Annotated in this window: 20 protein-coding genes; 10 read left to right on the top strand and 10 right to left on the bottom strand. The window is 43.6% G+C overall.

The genetic code is table 11. From position 1 onward, the window contains the following. Positions 1-90 precede the first annotated feature (90 nt). Positions 91-756, bottom strand: a complete 666-nt coding sequence (locus tag AND4_RS01050) for an SH3 domain-containing protein (RefSeq protein WP_009841012.1) — start codon at positions 754-756, stop codon at positions 91-93. Positions 757-846: 90 nt separating this feature from the next. Between AND4_RS01050 and AND4_RS01045 the strand changes: the two genes are divergently transcribed. Both AND4_RS01045 and AND4_RS20560 read left to right on the top strand, forming a co-directional pair. Beyond that, entirely contained in the window at positions 847-1389 is a 543-nt protein-coding gene (locus AND4_RS01045) for a hypothetical protein (RefSeq protein ID WP_009841011.1), read from the top strand. Positions 1390-1564: 175 nt separating this feature from the next. After that, positions 1565-1795, top strand: a complete 231-nt coding sequence (locus AND4_RS20560; protein WP_083796250.1) for a hypothetical protein — start codon at positions 1565-1567, stop codon at positions 1793-1795. Between the two features lie 209 nt (positions 1796-2004). Here AND4_RS20560 and luxQ read toward each other — a convergent pair whose 3' ends face one another. The 5 genes from luxQ to AND4_RS01020 form a co-directional block, all read right to left on the bottom strand. Next, positions 2005-4584, bottom strand: a complete 2580-nt coding sequence (gene luxQ / locus AND4_RS01040; protein WP_009841010.1) for a quorum-sensing autoinducer 2 sensor kinase/phosphatase LuxQ — start codon at positions 4582-4584, stop codon at positions 2005-2007. Further along, positions 4584-5681 (bottom strand): autoinducer 2-binding periplasmic protein LuxP, encoded by a 1098-nt coding sequence (locus tag AND4_RS01035; RefSeq protein WP_009841009.1) that lies wholly within the window; start codon positions 5679-5681, stop codon positions 4584-4586. The genes luxQ and AND4_RS01035 overlap by 1 nt, the downstream gene beginning before the upstream one ends. Before the next feature lie 339 nt (positions 5682-6020). Further along, positions 6021-6332: a GIY-YIG nuclease family protein gene (locus AND4_RS01030; RefSeq protein ID WP_009841008.1), complete on the bottom strand. Its 312-nt coding sequence runs from the start codon at positions 6330-6332 to the stop codon at positions 6021-6023. Beyond that, a complete protein-coding gene (locus AND4_RS01025) occupies positions 6329-6982 on the bottom strand; it encodes a YceH family protein (RefSeq protein WP_009841007.1) in 654 nt (217 codons plus the stop codon). Before AND4_RS01025 ends, AND4_RS01030 begins: the two co-directional genes overlap by 4 nt. Positions 6983-7075: 93 nt before the next feature. Beyond that, entirely contained in the window at positions 7076-7279 is a 204-nt protein-coding gene (locus tag AND4_RS01020) for a hypothetical protein (RefSeq protein ID WP_241210223.1), read from the bottom strand. Positions 7280-7517: 238 nt separating this feature from the next. On the opposite strand from AND4_RS01020, the gene AND4_RS01015 reads away from it, so the two are divergent. After that, positions 7518-7832 (top strand): DUF496 family protein, encoded by a 315-nt coding sequence (locus AND4_RS01015; RefSeq protein ID WP_009841005.1) that lies wholly within the window; start codon positions 7518-7520, stop codon positions 7830-7832. 123 nt (positions 7833-7955) lie between these two features. Beyond that, on the top strand, positions 7956-9293 hold the full coding sequence (locus AND4_RS01010; protein WP_043991383.1) for an MATE family efflux transporter: 1338 nt from the start codon (positions 7956-7958) through the stop codon (positions 9291-9293). 93 nt (positions 9294-9386) lie between these two features. Here the strand turns inward: AND4_RS01010 and AND4_RS01005 are convergent, their stop codons facing one another. Further along, a complete protein-coding gene (locus AND4_RS01005) occupies positions 9387-10376 on the bottom strand; it encodes a Gfo/Idh/MocA family oxidoreductase (protein ID WP_009841003.1) in 990 nt (329 codons plus the stop codon). 610 nt (positions 10377-10986) lie between these two features. Here AND4_RS01005 and AND4_RS01000 point away from each other — a divergent pair. Both AND4_RS01000 and AND4_RS00995 read left to right on the top strand, forming a co-directional pair. After that, entirely contained in the window at positions 10987-12420 is a 1434-nt protein-coding gene (locus AND4_RS01000) for a glyceraldehyde-3-phosphate dehydrogenase (RefSeq protein ID WP_009841002.1), read from the top strand. A gap of 254 nt (positions 12421-12674) precedes the next feature. Then, positions 12675-12896, top strand: coding sequence for a hypothetical protein (locus AND4_RS00995; protein WP_043991409.1), 222 nt, complete (start codon positions 12675-12677; stop codon positions 12894-12896). Positions 12897-13054: 158 nt separating this feature from the next. Here the strand turns inward: AND4_RS00995 and AND4_RS00990 are convergent, their stop codons facing one another. Next, positions 13055-13669 (bottom strand): LysE family translocator, encoded by a 615-nt coding sequence (locus tag AND4_RS00990; RefSeq protein ID WP_009841000.1) that lies wholly within the window; start codon positions 13667-13669, stop codon positions 13055-13057. A 104-nt stretch (positions 13670-13773) separates the two neighbouring features. After that, on the bottom strand, positions 13774-14229 hold the full coding sequence (locus tag AND4_RS00985; RefSeq protein ID WP_009840999.1) for an Lrp/AsnC family transcriptional regulator: 456 nt from the start codon (positions 14227-14229) through the stop codon (positions 13774-13776). A 175-nt stretch (positions 14230-14404) separates the two neighbouring features. Between AND4_RS00985 and yjeH the strand changes: the two genes are divergently transcribed. Next, positions 14405-15658, top strand: coding sequence for an L-methionine/branched-chain amino acid transporter (gene yjeH / locus AND4_RS00980; protein WP_009840998.1), 1254 nt, complete (start codon positions 14405-14407; stop codon positions 15656-15658). Positions 15659-15731: 73 nt separating this feature from the next. Here the strand turns inward: yjeH and AND4_RS00975 are convergent, their stop codons facing one another. After that, complete coding sequence (locus AND4_RS00975; protein ID WP_043991382.1) at positions 15732-16733, bottom strand: AraC family transcriptional regulator; 1002 nt, start codon at positions 16731-16733, stop codon at positions 15732-15734. Positions 16734-16840: 107 nt separating this feature from the next. On the opposite strand from AND4_RS00975, the gene AND4_RS00970 reads away from it, so the two are divergent. The 3 genes from AND4_RS00970 (at position 16841) to AND4_RS00960 (ending at position 19807) form a co-directional block, all read left to right on the top strand. Next, positions 16841-17161: an MFS transporter gene (locus tag AND4_RS00970; RefSeq protein ID WP_009840996.1), complete on the top strand. Its 321-nt coding sequence runs from the start codon at positions 16841-16843 to the stop codon at positions 17159-17161. Next, a complete protein-coding gene (locus AND4_RS00965; protein WP_009840995.1) occupies positions 17161-18384 on the top strand; it encodes a biotin/lipoyl-binding protein in 1224 nt (407 codons plus the stop codon). The genes AND4_RS00970 and AND4_RS00965 overlap by 1 nt, the downstream gene beginning before the upstream one ends. A gap of 100 nt (positions 18385-18484) precedes the next feature. Next, positions 18485-19807, top strand: a complete 1323-nt coding sequence (locus AND4_RS00960; RefSeq protein WP_009840994.1) for an AarF/ABC1/UbiB kinase family protein — start codon at positions 18485-18487, stop codon at positions 19805-19807. Positions 19808-19861: the final 54 nt, after the last annotated feature.

Below are 19861 nucleotides of genomic sequence, written 5' to 3'. Positions count from 1 at the left end.
GTATTCCTAATGCTTATGCTTAACAACTAAAAAGTTATAAATCTCTGTTCTCAAACACGGAAGGCAATTGCTACGTAGGCCTAGCGATATTCACCGATAAAATATTTCGCCTTTATCGACATCTAGATAGATCTTGTTTTCTTGGTCTAACCCACCACAGTAGATGAAATATACATTGCGCTTCTTGTAGGTCACTGAGCGTACCCAACCGCCTAATTCGTCAAAATCACTTGGGTCACACGTCTCATCATCAAGCAACTGTTGAGTTTTGTTGCGGAACATGTCGAGGTGCGTTTTGAGATCGTCTGATTTTTGTAAGTAGCTGTCTAGGATTTCCAACCGCTCATTCTCTTCTATAATGGGCTCAGCATCAGACAATCCTTTAGAGTCGACCCATTCTGCCGTTTCTTCTCCACCCTCTTCATATACTATGTAATCCGACAATCTGAACCAACCATCAACTTTCTCAAGTACACTGACCTTCTCGCCTTTGTAGAGAGTATCAACAATTAAAGCTCGTTGTTTAGGCTTGTTACGTACATCAATACGTTGCTCAATGACATAATATTCGGTGATTTCAGGAACTGACTCGAGGTCCAAAATCGGTTTCGACGTTTTCTCTGGCTTATTCGGGTGTTGTGGTTCTTGTTTTTGCTCAACAACTGGCTCGCCTTTCTGCATAAAGAAAAAGTAATACCCAGCACCTGCCCCCCCGATAAGAAGCAATACGACAAATGCGATCAGAGCTTTCTTCATCTTCTATTCCTTTTCTTTATTTACAAAGTCGATGCACAACTATACTGACAGAAGGCACATAACTGATGCAAAACCATTATCGTGAAAGCAATGATAAATAAGTTAATATGGATATTATTACTACTGCCTCTTCCAACCATGGCGATCGCTCAATGCGATCACGCATCGTGGCATGCCAATCTTACCCAATTCAACCGCTTAGAGTCCAACTACAATCAACATGCAACTTTGTTTAATGAGAGGTTGAAAGAACACAACGAACATCAACTGTTCTCACAAACCTTCTCGATGGATGAGCTAGTCATTCTTTGGCAAACACCTTCCAATCAGGTCAGTTTAAAGAAGCAACTGGTCAAATCTAAAAAGCAACAGCAAGAATTTGTCAAAATGTGGCGTTCTATCAACGCTTTAATAGAGGATTCGCAAAATATCGCTAAAAAATGGAAGCAGGTTGTTTTCTTTTGCCAACAGAAGGGCTCCAAAGCGAATGAAATTTCAGCCCACTGGTATTTAACCAACACGCTCGAAATACTGGAAGAATACCGCATCCTAGCCCGAAAATATCTCACTCTAGCGAATCGACATGGCTGGGAAGTTAAAGTAATAAACTACATTACAAATGTATCCAATTAAACCTGCTCACATTGAAATGACGCCTTCGAACAAACGAGAAGCTTTCAAACAAACGAATAAACGTATAGAGACATAGATCACAATAATGCTTTACTTTCGACCAGTTTATGGGTAATTTAAGACCGTTAACAAAATTTAACATAAATCACATTTTAGCTGGAGATGATGCTAGAAAATGGCTATCAATCGATTAAGTAACATGGATTGTTCTAATACGACAAGAATCAAGTTTTTGTCAGTCATTAGACACGTTAAAAAATTTGGCTCAATCAGTGATTTGGAACTATGCAAAATCTTCGGTGAAACGATCTGGAGCGATGGAAGGGAATACCACTCAGCGGCTTTCTCATTCAAGGTTGACAGAAACACAGGCAGCTGTGAGATCTCAAAATATAAGTACCAATAAAGCTAAAAAGAATACTCTGACGGAGCCGGGAAACTGGCTCCGTTTTTTTAAAGTTCTTTGCTTTTGTGTTAAGTCGATGAGGTCACGCTCGGAATACCCCTCGATAAGTTAACGCATGCCACTGCAAGATTTGTAGTATCGTTAGGAAGCGAAAAGGAATATTGGCATTCTTTCTTCAACTTCCCACTTTTACCACTTTCACTCAAACGTTAAATTCGCTCTATCAAGAAACGGAGTTTGAAATCGACAAATGCCTCATGTAGCACATTCTCTTTGATTGGTTTCAGCAGTACATAGTTTGCACCTGCCGCCATGAATGCATCACTGGTCTCTTTCGCTGTATCTGCGGTACACGCGTAGATTGGTGTTCCAATCCGTAAGTTCTGACGAATTTCATGCGTTGTTTCAATACCACCCAAGTGAGGCAATTGATTGTCCATAAAGATAAGATCATAGGTGTTATCAGCTAAAAGCTTTATCGCTTCCAACCCATCTTTCGCCCAATCGACTTGCATCTTGTATTTCTTACAGAAAGCTTGCAGGATAAACGCGTTGGTATGATTATCTTCGACCAGAAGAACATTCAAGCACTTATCAAACAAAGCCTCTGGTTTGATACGTTGACTAACTTCTTGTGGTCTCAAGACTCGCTCGTGGTCTCTTACTGGAAGTGTAATGACAAATTTTGTCCCCATTCCCTTGCTACTACGAACTTTAACATCGCCATCTAACATATCGATAAGGTTCTTTACGATAGTTAAACCTAGGCCACTTCCACCATATTCACGAGTCGTTGTTGCTTCTTCTTGTACGAAAGGTTCAAACATTTGGTCGATCTTGTCGCTTTCTATACCGATACCAGTATCGGTCAGTGTCACCACCAACACGCTGTTCTCAGCACCATCGAGTTGCTCAAGCTCTGCACGCAGCCAGATTGAACCACTGGGTGTAAACTTGACGGCATTGCTCACCAAGTTAAACAGAATCTGATTAAGGCGAATTTGATCGGTAAATATTTCTACATTCGGGTTAAGGTTGTTTTCAATAACCAACTCAACACCTTTCTTAATGCAAGTTGGACGATAAATATTCTCTAATGTACACATCGTGTCGTTGAAAGAGAATGAATGCTTCTGAATGTTGAACTTACCCTGCTCTATCCTCGAGAAATCAAGAATATCATTCAAAACCGCAAGCAGATGCTCACCACTGTGACACAATACATCGATTTGATTTTTCTGCTCTTGCGTATTGACAGAGTCTTTTAATAATTGTGCAACACCCAAGATACCATTGATTGGTGTACGAATTTCGTGACTCATTTTAGCGAGGAAATCTGCTCGTGCTTGCGCCGATTTCTCTGCTTCTCTGCGTGCTACGTTACTCTGCTTCTCGGCTTCTATCAGCGTTGTAATATCTTGGCCTTGAACAATGATTCCACTGATATCGCCATCAACTCGGATTGGCGATAAGTTCCAACGGTAGATCTTATTACCAATCGGAACATTAACTCCTGTCAACGTAGCGCCTTGAGCCGCCATTTTAAGGTGTGGGATCAATTTGTCTTTGAAATCTTGAAACACCGGATGCATGATTTCGTGGCCGTCATCAATCGCCAGTTCTTTGCGCGCTGCTGGGTTCATCTGAATCAGTGCGCTCTCTTCAGACCAAACCATGATGGGTGATAATGCGAAGTTGAATAGGTCTCGGAACGATTTCTTCTGTGCTTCCAATTCTTCAAATGTACTTTCAAGGGTAGAGCCAATGTGATCGAACTCTTCGATATCCGAGCCACAAAAACGCTCAAACCCTTTCTCTTCACGCGCTGAGCGAGTGTAAGACATCAATGATTCTAACTGCGCCGCAACTTTGCTCTCAATCCATTCCCTGCTCATTAAAGCAATCATGATCATTCCGATGATCGATGCAAGCATAGCCAAAATGTGTTGGATTTGTAATGTCACTACACCTTGGTTACCTTGTGCTGTCAGTAAACAAAGTTCGGTCGTCACCCCGTTCACCACAATTGGCGTGTCGATCACAAGGAGGTTATCGAGTCTTTTATGTGACGTTCTTCGCTGTAAAATATCCGCAACATCGTAGGGTTCATCGCCAATCAAAGAATTGGCTAGGGGCACACCGTTGGCAATCAAAACAACGTTGTCGACATTACTTTCACTCTCAAGCTTTTCCATCAAAGCAAAGTTGTTGTCTAGCACAACGGCATTAAATGAGAAACCGAGCACCTCGCCAGTTTCAGGAACAACGATCGGTACACGTCTCACTAACATATGCCTAGTACCAACTGTGGTCATCACATTGATATAATACCAGTTATTACTGAAACTGACCTGACTGGTAAGGCTATCAAGGATAAGGTCATTCACCCCATAAAAGTGCGCATTTCCATCATCCCAAATGATGCCGTTGTGGTCAGTTAGAAAGCGAAACTCTGGTATATGTGAGGGGTCGCTTTGGTCAATGCTAAGGAAGAAAAAGTTGAGCAAGTCAGTATCACGATCGGTGTAAAAATCACGAACAACCTGACTCTTTGAATTACTGTCATGATGGATTTGAATCGCCGCAAAGTGGCTATCAAATATATTGTAGATCAGCGCAGAGGTTTGCTGTTTGGTTCTATCGACCTCTTGCCAAATAATTTGCTTGGAAAAGTAATAGCTCTGTATGAAAATCCCCAAAATAATTGGGGCAAGAACTAAAATGATGATCTTTGTTATCAGCGTCGCCAGTGAGCGACGCTTTTTTATGTTTGAACGCGTTGTCGTCATTAATTATCAGAATATCTAAATGCACGCTTTTTCAGCGCTTCGATTCTCTCCGGCGAGTCTGCTTTTGTTACGACTTCAAAGTCACCAGAAAATACGGTCGGTACTGGTTTGCCTTCCAAGTCCCACTTAATGGCCTCTGCCATTGCGATGCCTATATCATCATTTATTCTCATGACGGTGATGTCTAAATCACCTTTCTGGATAGCGTCAAGCTCAGCTGAGCCCCCACCCCAACCATTGATCATAATATCTTCCCGCCCAGCTTCAGCCAGTGCATCTACTGCACCTAACGCTACGTCGGTCGAACAAGCATAAATAAAGTCAATATCGGGATGCTTTTTTAAACTCGCCTTTGCAGTATCGTAGCCGGATTTTTTAGTGGCTTTTGTATAATACGCCGATTGCAGATCAAAGTTATTATCGCGGTTCACCTGCTGAATAAAAGTATCCCCCCTCACATCACTAATGTACCCCTCAGAGAAGTAGAGCACGCTGTAGTCTGTGTATTTTGGGAAGAACTTTCCGAATTCTGCTGCCAGCTCACGACTGCCTTCCGAGTGGTCAAATCCGACGTATAAAAACGGTTGATGCTTATCCCATTCACGAACTGGTGTAGTAATGTTTTGTAAGATCAATTTAGTATTCGTTGAGTCTAAAACGTGCTCTACAAATTTACGATGCCTTGTCGTGTCGAGAGTAAAAACCAAATAATCTGACTTACTCTTAAGTGCTTCCATTAATGACAAGCTTTGCTGCTTAATATCCGCATTCGGTCTTGTAAAAACTTGGTTAAGTTGGTAGTTGATATTCAACTTATCCAAACGTTTTTCAAATGCAGCTATGTTTCTTACCCAATAATCCGAAACTTGTTGGCCTGGGTAAACGACTGAAATTTTGAGTGGGCGCCTTAGCGGTTTCAACAATGGAATTGGCTTCTCTCTTACAACTTCCGATAAAGCATCTGTTAACTTTCGCTGTTCAGGGAATTCATTCAAAAACTCTTGATAACCCCAATAGCCATTCAAAACCTGTACTGCTTGAGATACCGGAGAAAAACCAATCACAGAAATCAGGGGAAATAGTAACGCTTTCTTCATCTATCGCTCTTTTTGTTTTTATCGAGCATGGAGCTGCTCTTCATGTTGCTTAGCTGAGTCATCCTTTGCCCGAATCACTTAACCTTCATCTCCATGACTTGCCCGCTTAAATGTGAATTGTTAATTTAAAGCTGATCGAGCATCAGCATATTATGTGGCACAAGCGTTCTAAATGATACCCAAAACCATTAATAATCCACGCATATGCAACAAAAAATAAACCACTATTTTAAGGTGGTTTATTTTTGCCAGACTGACGGTTCATTTAAAGGGGAAAAGAGGCGAGAAGATGATCACCTTCTGCTTTGAAAAAGACGAAGTGACGATAAACACTCTCATTTATTTATAATGATATGTGATAGATGGGCCTTCGCCCACCCGAATTACCGCGCTCCCTTGCACAAGTAATTCTTTTTTTGCCTTCGTTAACTGCTTAATAAAATATTCCACTCGCATTGCTATACTTTTGCTTTCAAAAGCACAGGACCACTCGAGCACAAGCGGCCCCTTTCCTTTGAGCGCTTTTGCACCTTTACCACTTTTGTGTTGGTTGAAGCGCCGCTGAACGTCGTTTGTTATCCCGCAATATAGGGCATTACGGTTGTTACGAATCAGATAAACACTCCAACGTTGCTCGGCAGTATCACTCATGAAAGCAAAGATTCAACCTGCTCTTTCAAAGCGGCAAGCTCTTCACGTAACTCAGCGACTTCTTGCTCAAGCTGTGTAATACGCTCTGAACCAGCAGAGGATGGCACAACAGTCGTTACCACTGGTTCACTTATGTCTACCTCACCGCAGAACAAATGCATGTATCGAGATTCACGCTTGCCAGCTTCACGAGGCAGTTTGACCACAAGCGGGCCTTTTCCATCACTAGCAAGATCCTCTAATACGTTTTCGACTTCTTTAACATCATTGAAAGTTGCAAGGCGATTGGTACGAGTACGGATCTCTCCGGGCGTTTGTGCACCGCGAAGTAACATGCAGCACACGATACCTTTTTCTTGTTCCGTTAGCTTTAAGTCACCAAACTCAGTATTGCAGAATCGATGTTGGTATTTGCTGACACGACTGTTAAAGCTACTTTCGTCGCTCACTAAACGGCGTTCGATCAACGCATCAACCGCATCCAGTACATCCGCTTCGTCTAGTGACATTACCGGTTCTCGATTACTCTTTTGGTTACAAGCGTTGGTCAATGCGTTAAGGCTAAGTGGATACTGCTCTGGGGTCGTCACTTCTTTTTCGATTAAGCAGCCAATTACTCGTGCTTCAATTGCCGTTAGCTCAACTTTCATAATGCATTTCCTTATTATTGTTGCATTTGAATTTGGGTATCAGCCTAAAGCATAGCGCATGGACCTGACACCCTTTGCGAATCGGGTTAGGTCTTAATGCTCTGAGAGAATCGACACTTTGGTCATCTTCCCATTCTCATCAATCATCATTATCTTTGAACGGTTCAGTTCAACTTCGGTGATTTCGAGTTGCGTCCTCGCCGCCACATATGCGGCTTTGAGCTTCGTTGCCATAGAGTCGTCATGGGATTCGACATCTTGGTTTTCGACTCGCTCCGCAATAGTTCCAGAGTTCATTTCGAGCTTCATATCTTTATCTTGAATGCTATCGATAATATAGCGAAGGCCCCAGCATGACAACGAGTCCCTGCGTTCAAGTGAGCAACATTCACGCTTTTAATGTGCGATTGTAAATTACAGATAAAAATTGGTGGATAAACGTTCAACCTTGCCACGCGTTTGATCTAAAGACTGTTATGCCATGAGATGTTGTGCTTTAATCGGTTAAGATATTCACAAATTAGGAAAGGGAACCATGAGTAGCGTATTTGAAATCGTTAACCAAGCTCGTCGTAAAAACAAACTAAAACGTGAGTTGCTTGATAACGAGAAAAAAGTTCGTGACAACCGTAAGCGTGTAGATCTGCTAGAAAATCTAATGGACTACATAAAACCTGAAATGACTCACGACGAGATCGTTGCAATCATCAAAAACATGAAAGCTGACTACGAAGACCGCGTTGACGATCACATCATCAAGAGTGCAGAAATCTCTAAAGCACGCCGTGACATCAGCCGTCGTATCCGTGAGCTAACAGAAGAAGACAAGCAAACTAGCGGTAAAAAATAAGCCGACTTAGTTGCCATATTCAACCCCGAGCAAGCGCGCCTTGCTCGGGGTTTCTTTTTGTCTCTTTGTTGTACAGTGTGTACAATAAACAAAATTTCCGTTCCAAAAACACCCATATTTTGTATGTCTTCTACTTCTTCTAATGCCCAACCGACGTTAGCGAAACAACTCTTTACAATGACTTGGCCAATGCTGTTTGGCGTTCTGTCATTAATGAGCTTCCAATTGGTTGATAGTGCGTTCATTGGCCAACTTGGTGTCCTTCCCCTTGCAGCACAGGGTTTCACTCTTCCCCTTCAAATGGTGGTGATTGGTATTCAAGTTGGCTTAGGCATCGCGACCACAGCGGTCATCTCAAAAGCACTCGGCGCAAACAACGCTCGCTATGCTAAGCAGCTAGGAGGCCTAGTGCTCATGATTGGCTCTGTTGGTGTTGCGGTCTTTGGCCTGCTTATTTGGCTGCTGCGCTACCCTATCCTCTCTCTATTAAGCGCACCAGATTCAGTTATGCCCATCATCGATAGCTATTGGCCTTGGTGGCTATTGAGTTCATGGGTAGGTGCGGTACTGTATTTCTATTACAGTATCTGCCGAGCCAATGGCAACACCATGCTGCCTGGCACCATGATGATGGTCACCAGTGGTGTGAACTTAGTGCTCGACCCACTGTTTATCTTCACTTTCGATCTCGGTATCAACGGTGCCGCTATTGCGACAGTGATTGCTTTTGGCTTCGGAATTTTAGTAGTGGCTCCTCGCGTTCAGAGGAATCATTGGGCTAGCTTCGAATGGCACGATTTGAATGTGGTTAAGAGCGTTACATCCATCGGCAATATCATGGGGCCAGCGATGATCAGCCAACTGTTGCCACCACTTTCTTCGATGTTGGCAACCAAGCTACTTGCGGGCTTTGGTACTGCTGCCGTCGCTGCTTGGGCTTTGGGATCTCGCTACGAATTCTTTGCCATCGTTTCGGTATTAGCGTTAACCATGTCTATGCCGCCAATGGTGGGTCGATTACTGGGTGCGAAAAACTACGCTAACATTCAATCGCTGGTTTCTATCGCGGTGAAATTTGTTCTTGGCTTCCAGCTTCTCATCGCCATCATCACCTTTGTCGCTTCCGATCCACTTGCTCTGCTTATGACCAGTGATGCTGAAGTGACCAGTGTGCTTGAAATGCATTTGATGATTGTACCTATCAGCTTAGGCTCGCTGGGCGTGTGTATGTTGATGGTGTCGATCTGTAATGCTTTAGGTAAGTCGTACACAGCGCTAACCATCTCCGCACTACGACTATTTTTGTTCTTCCTTCCGTGCCTTTGGATTGGCGCCCAAATGGGAGGTATTAAAGGGCTGCTTATTGGCGCTTGCCTAGGTAACCTCATGGCAGGTATCGCTGCTTATTTAACATACCGTAAAACCATTCATAAGCTCATTTCTGCTGAAGCTGCGGCTTAAGAGAGTCACATAAAACAAAGCCCTCACGATGAGGGCTTTGTTCTTTAGAGCATCTAGCATGATGCTTTTTTAAAGCTTTAAAAAAGCAAGCGCCTAGTTTAGTGCGACTTTATCTGCAGGAAATACAACGCCTGTTTGTCTTCTTACCTCAGTTAGCACTTTCGCGACCGTCAATGAACGTTGCTTCATTTGAGGCGCAATCGAACCCAATTTCAGTTGCTTAGCAAATGCCTGCGCTTCATAGAACATGTGGTTCTCTTCTTGAGGTAACGTGAGTACTTCTTTGTCCTCACCACGCAAAATGCGCTCAACACCACGCCCCGTAGCAATCATATCCACCAGTACACTCCCTTGCTCACCTTGGAATTCACTTGGGGTCAGTGAATCGCTCACTTTCGAGTGCAGTAGGTTCACGTTAAAGCCATCGTAAGCGAGCGTCACGCTGCCACAACCATCAACGCCGGAAGGCAGAACATGAGCACTTGCTTGTACGCTATTAGGCTCTCCAAACAACTCAACGGCAGAACCAACGCAGTAGTAACCAATGTCCATGATGGAGCCATTGGAAAACTCAGGATTGAAAGTGTTTGGATTCTCACCATTTAGATATTTCTGATAGCGAGAAGAGTACTGACAGTAGCTGATCGTAGCATGACGAAGAGGCGCGATCGTCGGTAGACTGTCTTTTAATACTTGGAAATTCGGAGTGTATGGCGACATGAAGCCTTCAAACAACACGACATTATTTTCTTCAGCCGTTTGAAACATCGCCTGAGCAAGAGAATAATTTGATGCCATCGGCTTTTCACAGATCACGTGCTTGCCCGCTTTGAGCATCTGCACTGCCTGAGGCGCATGAAATGAATTTGGGCTCGCGATGTATACTGCATCAACGCTTTCATCCGCCCCTAAAGCATCGAGGTTATCGTAATAAGCTTCTGCGTTGTAAGGTAAGCCAAATTCGCGTGCGTTCTCTACATCACGAGAGTAGACGGCATGAAGACAAAACTCTTTGGTCTGAATCGCCGCTTCAACAAATTGTTGAGAGATCCAGTTCGTCCCGATCACAGCAAGTTTGAACATATTACTTCCTTTTCTTTATCGTTCTGGAAGCCGTAAGGAGTCCGGCTCGCAGACACGATTTAAGCAAGCTTTCGTTCATTAAACAACTCAAACTCTAGATTCGGTTAGTAAATATCAATACCCCCATTAAAACAGGGATTTATAGCGATAGAAATGTGATAACTCGCAAAGTTTTGTAGTATTTATTTCAAACAAATTTGGTTCAATCAGCTCATGCCAAGGATGAACATCGATACATCAAAAAATGGCGAAATATACTTACGTTTTAAGTTTTAAATTCGATAAGCATCACATTGCTTAGCGATAATCTAAACATTTTACACATATTATTTTGACATTGACCATTATTGTCACGAAATAAGGTTTGCAGATAGACAAAGTCAACCCCTGTAAAACACTCATTTAGTCAAGCCATTCAGCTAAAAAAGTGACGATTTGCCACCGTTTTAACTGATTTTATTTTCCTAGCAGAATAAGGTATCTGACCATACAATTCGCCCACAAGTCGATTACAAAGTAATTACAATCACCCTCGCTTCACGCTCTACCGCTGAGGTACCAGCCAAAAGTAAGGTCAGTCGCCCCAAAACGTGAAAGGTCCAAAACAACAATGAGTCCAGAGAAATATCTTCAAGACTGGCAAACCAGCCAAACGATTGCTGAATCTATCTCCCCTCTTATTGGTAAGTTGTATCGTCAAAAAGGAATCGAAGTGGTTCTGTTTGGTAAAACACTTATCAACGCAACAACCATCGACATTCTTAAAACTCACAAAATTGCAAAACGTTACACTGGAAACGCTCTCTCTCTTGAGCAAACTATGCCAATTATCCAAGCGCTTTGCGAAATGAGCATTTCATCCTGTCGCGTTGATGTTGGACAGGTTGCTGATATATATTGGAAAAATCATGAGGACTCGGCCGCACTCAGTGACTTTTTACACACTGCACTCCAAGGTGCTCGTGACGCCGATTCTTCTCTAGCGGCCCGTGATGTGGTTCTCTATGGTTTCGGTCGCATTGGTCGTCTACTCACTCGACTACTGATTGAAAAGAGTGGTCCGGGTTACCCGCTTCGCTTACGTGCTATCGTAGTGCGCGGTGGCAAAAAAGGCGATCTTGAAAAACGTGCGAGCTTACTACGTCGTGATTCAGTTCATGGACAGTTCAACGGTAGTATCGTGATTGATGAAGAGCGTAAAGCGCTAATCGTGAATGGTAACTACATTCAAATTATTTACGCAAACAGCCCAACTGATGTGGACTACTCGATTTACGGCATCAACAATGCATTAGTTGTTGATAACACGGGTGTTTGGCGCGATACCGAAGGTCTTAGCCAACACGTAGCCTGTAATGGTGCAGAGAAAGTACTGCTTACTGCACCTGGGAAAGGTGACATCAAGAACGTGGTATTTGGTGTCAATGAATCTGTGATCAGAGAAGATGATACCATCATCTCTGCCGCAAGCTGCACGACTAACGCCATCACGCCGGTTCTCAAAGCACTTAACGACAAGTATGGCGTGCTTTCTGGACACATTGAGACGGTGCACTCTTACACGAACGATCAAAACCTAATCGACAACTTCCACTCAGGCGATCGTCGTGGTCGCAGCGCTTCATTGAACATGGTTCTGACATCAACTGGCGCAGCAAAAGCGGTAGCAAAAGCACTTCCAGAACTTGCTGGTAAACTTACAGGCAACGCAATTCGTGTACCGACTCCAAACGTATCTATGGCGGTGGCGAACCTAAACTTAAGTGAAGATGTAGACCGCGATTCACTGAACGAGTACTTACGCGAAATGGCGTTGAACTCGGAGCTTTCTGCGCAAATCGATTACACAGATTCGACAGAAATTGTATCAAGCGACCTAGTGGGCTCTCGCCATGCAGGTGTGGTCGACGGTCAAGCAACGATAGCTCAAGACAAACGCTGTGTACTGTACATCTGGTACGACAACGAATTTGGTTACAGCTGCCAAGTTGTACACTGTATGGAGCAAATGATGGGTGTTCGTTACCAAACATTCCCGCAATAAGGCGAACTTTGCTCCACAACGTTAACCACAATGCGTAACGAGCGACACTCCAGCATTTGTTCTAAATAATAAGCGCCTTGCGCATTACTAATATACTTCCCCGCTTTACGCCTGATGACCCTCAGGCGTTTTTTTGTTTTAAGACGCTTTGACATTCCTCAGACAAATCGATGCGAAATTGAACGGTATATTCATGTTTCGTTCATATTCAAAATCGTAGTATGAACCTATAGATTGAAAGAGAGGTCATGGTTATGAATCGAATTATTGTTACTGCATTAGCACTGGTTACTGGCTTTTTTACTTTGGTATTTAGCCTAATCATGGCGATTCCATTGACCATCGCAGCCCTAATCACGGGTAAACGTATTGAAAAACATGTAAGACAAATGCAACAAGAAATGCATCAAGAGTATAAATTCAATACAGGTAGGTCCGACGCGATTGAAGGCGAGTTTGAAGAGGTTCGTCGCTAACGTTTCTGAAGGTTCCACACTCCCCCTATGTTCCTGAGCAACCTTCTTTGCTGACATCCTACCTCGTTAAGAGTTAGGATGTTTTTTTGTCTGTCATATACAAGAAAGGCTACCATCTCGGTAGCCTTTCTGCTTTTTATACAATGCGTTCGACTTGGTTAAATCGTCACAACTACTCGCACTGCCAGTAGCATTAAAACGATACCGGATAATCGGTCAATCAGTACCGCTTTTGAGCGAATACGGTCCACAACGCGCGAGTTAGACAATACCAATGTGATGAAGGTGTACCACAAGCCATCAACAACAAATGGTGTCGCGACGATGATCATTTGGTTACTTAGATCGTTACCCAGCGCCACAAATTGACTGAATAGTGCGATGAAGAACAGCGCAATTTTCGGGCTTAGAATTGAAATAAGGAAGCCTTCTCGCGCCGATTGTAAAACCGTCATTTCTTCACCGGATTCTAACTTCGCCGCAACCCCACCTTTTGAGCGCAGTGCATTGAAGCCAAGATACGCTAAGTAAGCTGCACCAGCCAAGCTAATCGTCTTAAATAGCAATGGACTTTGTTGCAGCACTACCGCCAAACCTATCAAGGTGATGAACGCATAAATGCCGATACCAAACGCATGTGCCCATGCGGTAGCGAGACCATTCAATCGACCACCAGCCAACGAGTGCTTAGCGACAATCGCTAAACTCGGACCTGGTGACATTGCCCCTAATAAACACACGGTAAAAAGTGATAACCAAACGGTTAATGTCATAAGAATCTCCCCCAAATGACACCATCTGTATCAAGGATATATGTATAGTTAGAAATCATTGTTTGCGTTTACGTCCCAGAAGTTGATGAAGAAGTCTTCCTCAGTCATTTTACAAACTTGCTCCCCGTGGTATTGAAAAACTCCGTTAACACCGTATGTGTCATCACATTTCGAAGCTCTGGATAACTTTGGATATAGTCTCGAATCTCATTCAAACGGGCGATATTCGGTACTTCAACAAACAGCATCATATCGGTTTCACCACTGATAGCATGACACCATTTCACACCGTCGATTTTGTAAAGGTCATTGGCATAGTTATCGCAGTGATGGCTCGAATCTGACATATCAAATTTCAGAGCCATATAAGCACAAATCGTCGATTCTTCAGATGTCGCAATATCAGCATGATAGCCCAAAATCACTCGATCATTTTCAAGCTTTTTGATCCTCGCTGTCACTGCTGAGCGTGACAAACTGACTTGCTCTGCGATTTCAGTAATAGAGAGGCGAGCATTTTGCCGCAATAGGTCTATGATCTGGCGATCAAATTTGTTCATAACACCACCACGCTTTCCATAATCTCGCCATTTTACTCAATTCCAACTTATTGAAAACCGACAATTTGCGCTTTATCCACAAAACAACCGTCATTTTGGCGGTCGACAACATCATTTTGAAAACGAGAATTTCGCTATTCTATCGCACAAAACACATCGACGTTTAGAGGTCTTCATGGAACAACTGAAGAAAGACATTACTCTGTTATCAGGCATTGCTCAGCTCTCCACTACTCTCTTGGGAACGGGGCTTTTTATGATCCCAGCAATTGCTGCTGGCATCAGCGAAAACTTTTCGCTCTGGGCATGGATCATATTATTCATTGCAATCTGTCCTATCGCTTTGACTTTCGCACAATTGGGCAAGCGATACCCAAGTGCAGGTGGTACCGCATTTTTTGTACGCAAAGCCTTCAATCGCAAACTAGAAACTAGCGTAGCTTGGCTATTTGTCAGCGTGATCCCGGTTGCCTTACCGGCTGGTGTCACCTTAGCTTCAAGCTTTTTACAACAGTTATTACCGGACTCGATAAATAACCTCCTACTCGTTCAAATCATTGTTGTCAGCTTATTAATCGCCGTTAACCTTCTTGGCACTAAATCATCAGGCCGCTTACAAACCCTTATTGCGCTGAGTATATTTGCTTTGGTCGCCGCTTTTCTATGGCGGGGAAACGTGGGATCTACTGATTTAGTGATGCCTGTGCTTACGATGGATTCAACCCACTCAATCGGTGCTGCACTGGGGGTCATGTTTTGGTGCTTCGTCGGAATAGAAGCCTTCGCCCATATGGGAGAAGAGTTTAAAAATCCTCAACGGGACTTCCCAATAGCAATAATCGTCGGCTGCTTTATCGCAGGCATTACCTATTGGGCTTGCTCTGTCGTGATATTAAAGTTCGGTGCTTACGGCAGTGCGGAGTTCGACAGTGCATCGATTCCTTGGTTAAGCGCGCATCTTTTTGGTGATCATGCTAAATGGCTTATCAGCGTCATCGGCTTTTCAGCCTGTTTCGCCAGCGTGAACCTGTATACTCAAAGTCTGTCCAGAATGGTTTGGGCGCAAGCTAGGGAGCACACACCAACAAGTGCAATCGCTCAGGTATCGGAGAGAGGCGTACCAGCAAATGCCACATTAATCGTCGGCGCTGTCTTACTTGTCTCTTGTGTTATTGGCTCACTATCCGGATTGGATTTAGAATTTTTCCTTAAGCTCGCCAATGGTATTTTTGTTCTGGTTTATCTACTGGCAATGCTTGCGGCCTACAAATTATTGCATGGCAAAGGGAAGATCCTCGCCGCAATTTCACTTGTGTTGTGTACCGCTGTTTTCATCTGTTTGGGTTGGTCAATGTTGTACGCACTTAGCATCTTTACCGTATTGTGCTTACCATGGAAGCAATGGCGTAAAAAAGCCCTAATCGCATAATTAAACAGCAAACTACGGCAGCTATTCAAATCATCTGAATAGCTGCTTAGTGAGTTCATCAATACCCTCTGAGCTATTTTTCCAATCGAGCCGCGTATTGTCTGGGGGTTAAGCCGCGATGTTTTTTAAACATACGATTAAAGCTGGCCACGTTGGTGTAACCGAGACGTGTGGCTATGTCTTCAATACTGACGTTTTTGCCCAATAAACTTGATGCTATATTGCTTAATACATATCCAGAGACTGTCGAAAAATTAAGACCTAGCTTGCGCAAGCGGCGCTGAAACTGTTGCTCTGAAAGCCCGAGTAAGGACGAAACACGATCCAACATTGGTAACCCGTAATGACTACTGTAACTTACTACTTCATAAATCACTTTCAGTTCATCTTCGGGATCGGGCATGTTAAGTAAATCATCCAGATCAGAGAACCTCATCGCCAAACGGTTCTGCTCACGATGACTGACTTGGGATGAAGCAAGACGCTCATCTCCCAAAATCCATATTTCGGTTTTCGGCTGACTCCACTCAACCTCACAGCCAAAGTATTCTTCGTACGGTTTACCATTTTTTCTCGCGCCTGAAATCATCACACGCAACGGCTTATAATCTTGCCCCAAAAATTCACGCAAAATCTTGGTCATAAATATCGCGCAGCGGATACTGTCATGTACTTTAACTGAAATTTCCACATACGGGTTGTGGTAAGTCCATTTGATGATTTTTCCTGACTGTTCACCCGCAAGAAAAGCGCCAGACTGAAGGTTACTTACCCCGTAGTTCACACGTCGAATAGTACTGGCGAGATCATTTCCTGAATATAACCAACGCCCGACCGGACCCAGTTTTTGCAGCTCTATTCCACGACTCAAATTTAACACGCAATCTGGGTCATCAGTCAGCTGTTCCACACGCCGATACCAGTCTGAAGCCGCGCTCATCGGTATCAACGTCATTGGGTTACGAAACACCGAAGCCGGAATGCCAAGCTCTTCGGAGCTCAAATTATACTTAGATAACGCGAGGTTATGCATATTTAAAATACCCATAGCACGAATAAACCGAACCGCTCTCATAACTTATCACATCAATTTTAGTCTTCTGATGATTGAATCTGTCACAAACTTTCATCTATTTCAATTCCCGATCACAATACAAAACCAGTTTGATAGAGGAGTGTTCAATGAGCTTAGTAAAAGTCCCATTTGTCGAAACCGGTGCAGATACAGCGCTACATATTGTCGCTGCCTTCGTGTTAATCGCAAGCGTCACCGCCGTGTGTTACGGCTTTTGGAAAATCCATGAGTTGCCAATTAATAAAGCGCACAGCAAAGGCAACCATCAGATAGGGCTCATCACCGCCCTAACCTGGATAGGATTTGTCTGGCATTGGGTATGGGTTCTAGCGGTAATTTGTGCATTCGTTGATATGGAAAAAGCCATCATTAATCTGCGCGACACATGGAGAAGTACCCCACAAACAGACACACAAAAGGAGGCATAATGTTAGAAGGTTTAGCCGTTTGGACACTCTTCATCTACCTGCTCCGATTAGTCGGTATGCCTTGGAATAATGCGACTAAATTATTTGCTTACCTCGGTGGTTTTGGTTGGCTGATGTTCATATGGGTAGGTTTGATTAACTTCACACCGATGGATTTATCTGGCGGTTCCGTCGTACAGTCACCACATATTCAAATGCGCCCAGATTCACCCAATGTAAAAGGTAAGGTAGAGCATATTTATATCAAACCCAATCAGCAGGTTGAAAAAGGACAACTCATTTACGAACTCGACCCGACGCAATATAACATCGCATTAAATAAAGCCAATGTGTCGGAAGATTCTGCTCGAGTAGCGCTCTTAGCAGCACAAGGGGATATCGAGATCGAAAAGGTTAACCACCAAGCTCTGATACAAGATCTTGAAACCTCAAAGAGTCAACTGGAAACGGAGAAAGTTGACTACAAGCTCCAAAAAAAAATGCTGGACCGCTATTTAGAGCAAAACCGAGTGGTAAAGAACACCATTACGGAAAGCGATATCGACAAACAATCTAGTGCTGTAGATATGGCTTCCCAGAAGGTGTTAACACTTGAGTCTCAGATTAAGAAGAAACGAGTCGATATCTCCCGCGCCAAATTGGCCATTCATAAAGCGGAACTCACGGTTGAAACCAAACAGGCGGAGCTTCGTCAGGCTCAAGAGCAAGTTGCAAAGGCACAATGGGATTTGGACAGTACAAAAGTTTATGCTCCAGCAGATGGCTTTGTGACAAATTTCATCTTGCGCGAAGGTCAACGTGTTTCCATGATGCCGCGTATCAACATGTACACTAACGAAAAGTACGTTTTAATGCGCGTGAATCACCAAGCCATTCGTAACGTCAAGCCGGGCCAACCCGCAGAGTTTTCCTCTTCGGTTTACCCTGGCAAGATTTTCGCTGCTACTGTTGAGGGTATTGTTGAAGCGACAGGAGAATCACAAAGTAATTTACTTGGTCTCGATGACTCTGTGCGTGCCACCACTGGCAAGAACGTCAAGAATAAGCACCACTTTGTTCGCCTTAAGATTGATGAACCTGAAGGCTATGATATCCCTGTCGGCTCTGTTGGCTTAGCGTGGGTAAGCGGTGACAAGCCCATTGAGTTTTTAGATTTCTTGGATGTGATCCGCGGCATCATCATCCGCATGAAGTCTCAATTGTATTTCTTCTACTCGATATAACCCCCAAACCGCCAGTTAAACTGGCGGTTTTCTTTTCGTTTGTATTCGAACACCTTGTTTTCCCGTATAACAGCTAGTTAGTGTAAAACGGAGAAAATTCATGTCAGTCAAGGAAAAAAGCCTGCCCACTCATCGCATCTCAAGATTAAGCAAGTTCGCTTCTCTTGCAACCCGTGTTGCTGGTAATGTGATTATTGAAGGCACCAAACAAATCGCCAAAGGGAATACACCTAAAGCAAAAGATCTGTTACTAACACCACAAAACGTAGCTCGTTTAACCGACCAACTCGCACACTTGCGTGGTGCTGCAATGAAGCTTGGTCAAATGCTCTCGATGGATGCTGGTGATGTGTTAGAACCTGAACTCGCAGAGGTTCTTTCACGACTTCGTTCCAACGCAGATCCAATGCCAGCAAAACAATTAAATCAGGTAATGGAAAACTCGCTTGGGGCTAATTGGAAAGCAGAGTTTCTCTCTTTTAATTTCAAACCAATCGCCAGTGCTTCAATAGGGCAAGTACACCAAGCCTACAGTGATGCAGGCGAGAATCTGGCAGTAAAAGTGCAGTATCCCGGCATAAGGAAAAGCATTGATAGCGATGTCGATAACGTGGGGACACTGCTAAAAATCGTTGGATTGATTCCCGAATCTGTCGATTACAAAGGATTGTTGGACGAAGCAAAAAAGCAACTTCATGATGAGGCCGATTACGCGCGAGAAGCGCAATTTGCCATTCATTATAACGAAGCTTTGAAGGGCCACCCTGTTTTTGTCGTGCCAATAATTTATACTGAAAGCTGCTCAGAATCTGTGCTCGCCATGACGTTCATTGATGGTATTCCTATTGAGGAAATCGAACATTATGACCAAAGTACACGAGACTTCGTTATGCACAATTTACTTGAATTACTGTTCAAAGAATTGTTCGATTTCAAAATGGTGCAAACTGATCCCAACTTCGCTAACTATTTATACATCGAGGATACCCGTCAAATCGGCTTATTAGATTTTGGGGCAACACGGACATACAGCGAACGATTTAGCACTGGATATCGTCAAGCTTTTACATCCGTGATAAACAACAACGAGCAAGGATTGAGCGACGCGCTTGAGCAGATTGGATTCTTCAGCCAAACTATTTTGCCAGAGCAGCGCCAAGCGATTCTTAACCTAGTAAAAATGGCATGTGAACCTATGTTAGTTGATGAGCCTTACGACTTCAAAGCCAGTGGATTAGCTCAGAAACTCCGCGAGGCTGGCACGGTTTTAAGTATGGAACAAGATTACTGGCACACACCACCAGCAGATGCCCTATTCCTACACAGAAAAATTGGTGGAATGTACCTGCTTGCTGCTCGCATTGGTGCAAAAGTAAACATTCGTAGGTTAGTCAGACCTTACCTAAATATTATTGTCGAATAGACTATTGTTTTTCTGTCACTTTCGAGTACCTTGATCGCGTCCTATAAGAATAAT

Origin of the sequence: Vibrio sp. AND4 (assembly GCF_000171815.1) — a bacterium.
Lineage (GTDB): Bacteria > Pseudomonadota > Gammaproteobacteria > Enterobacterales > Vibrionaceae > Vibrio.
Note: the sequence above shows the minus strand (reverse complement) of the source record. Positions and strands in the feature narration are given on the sequence as shown.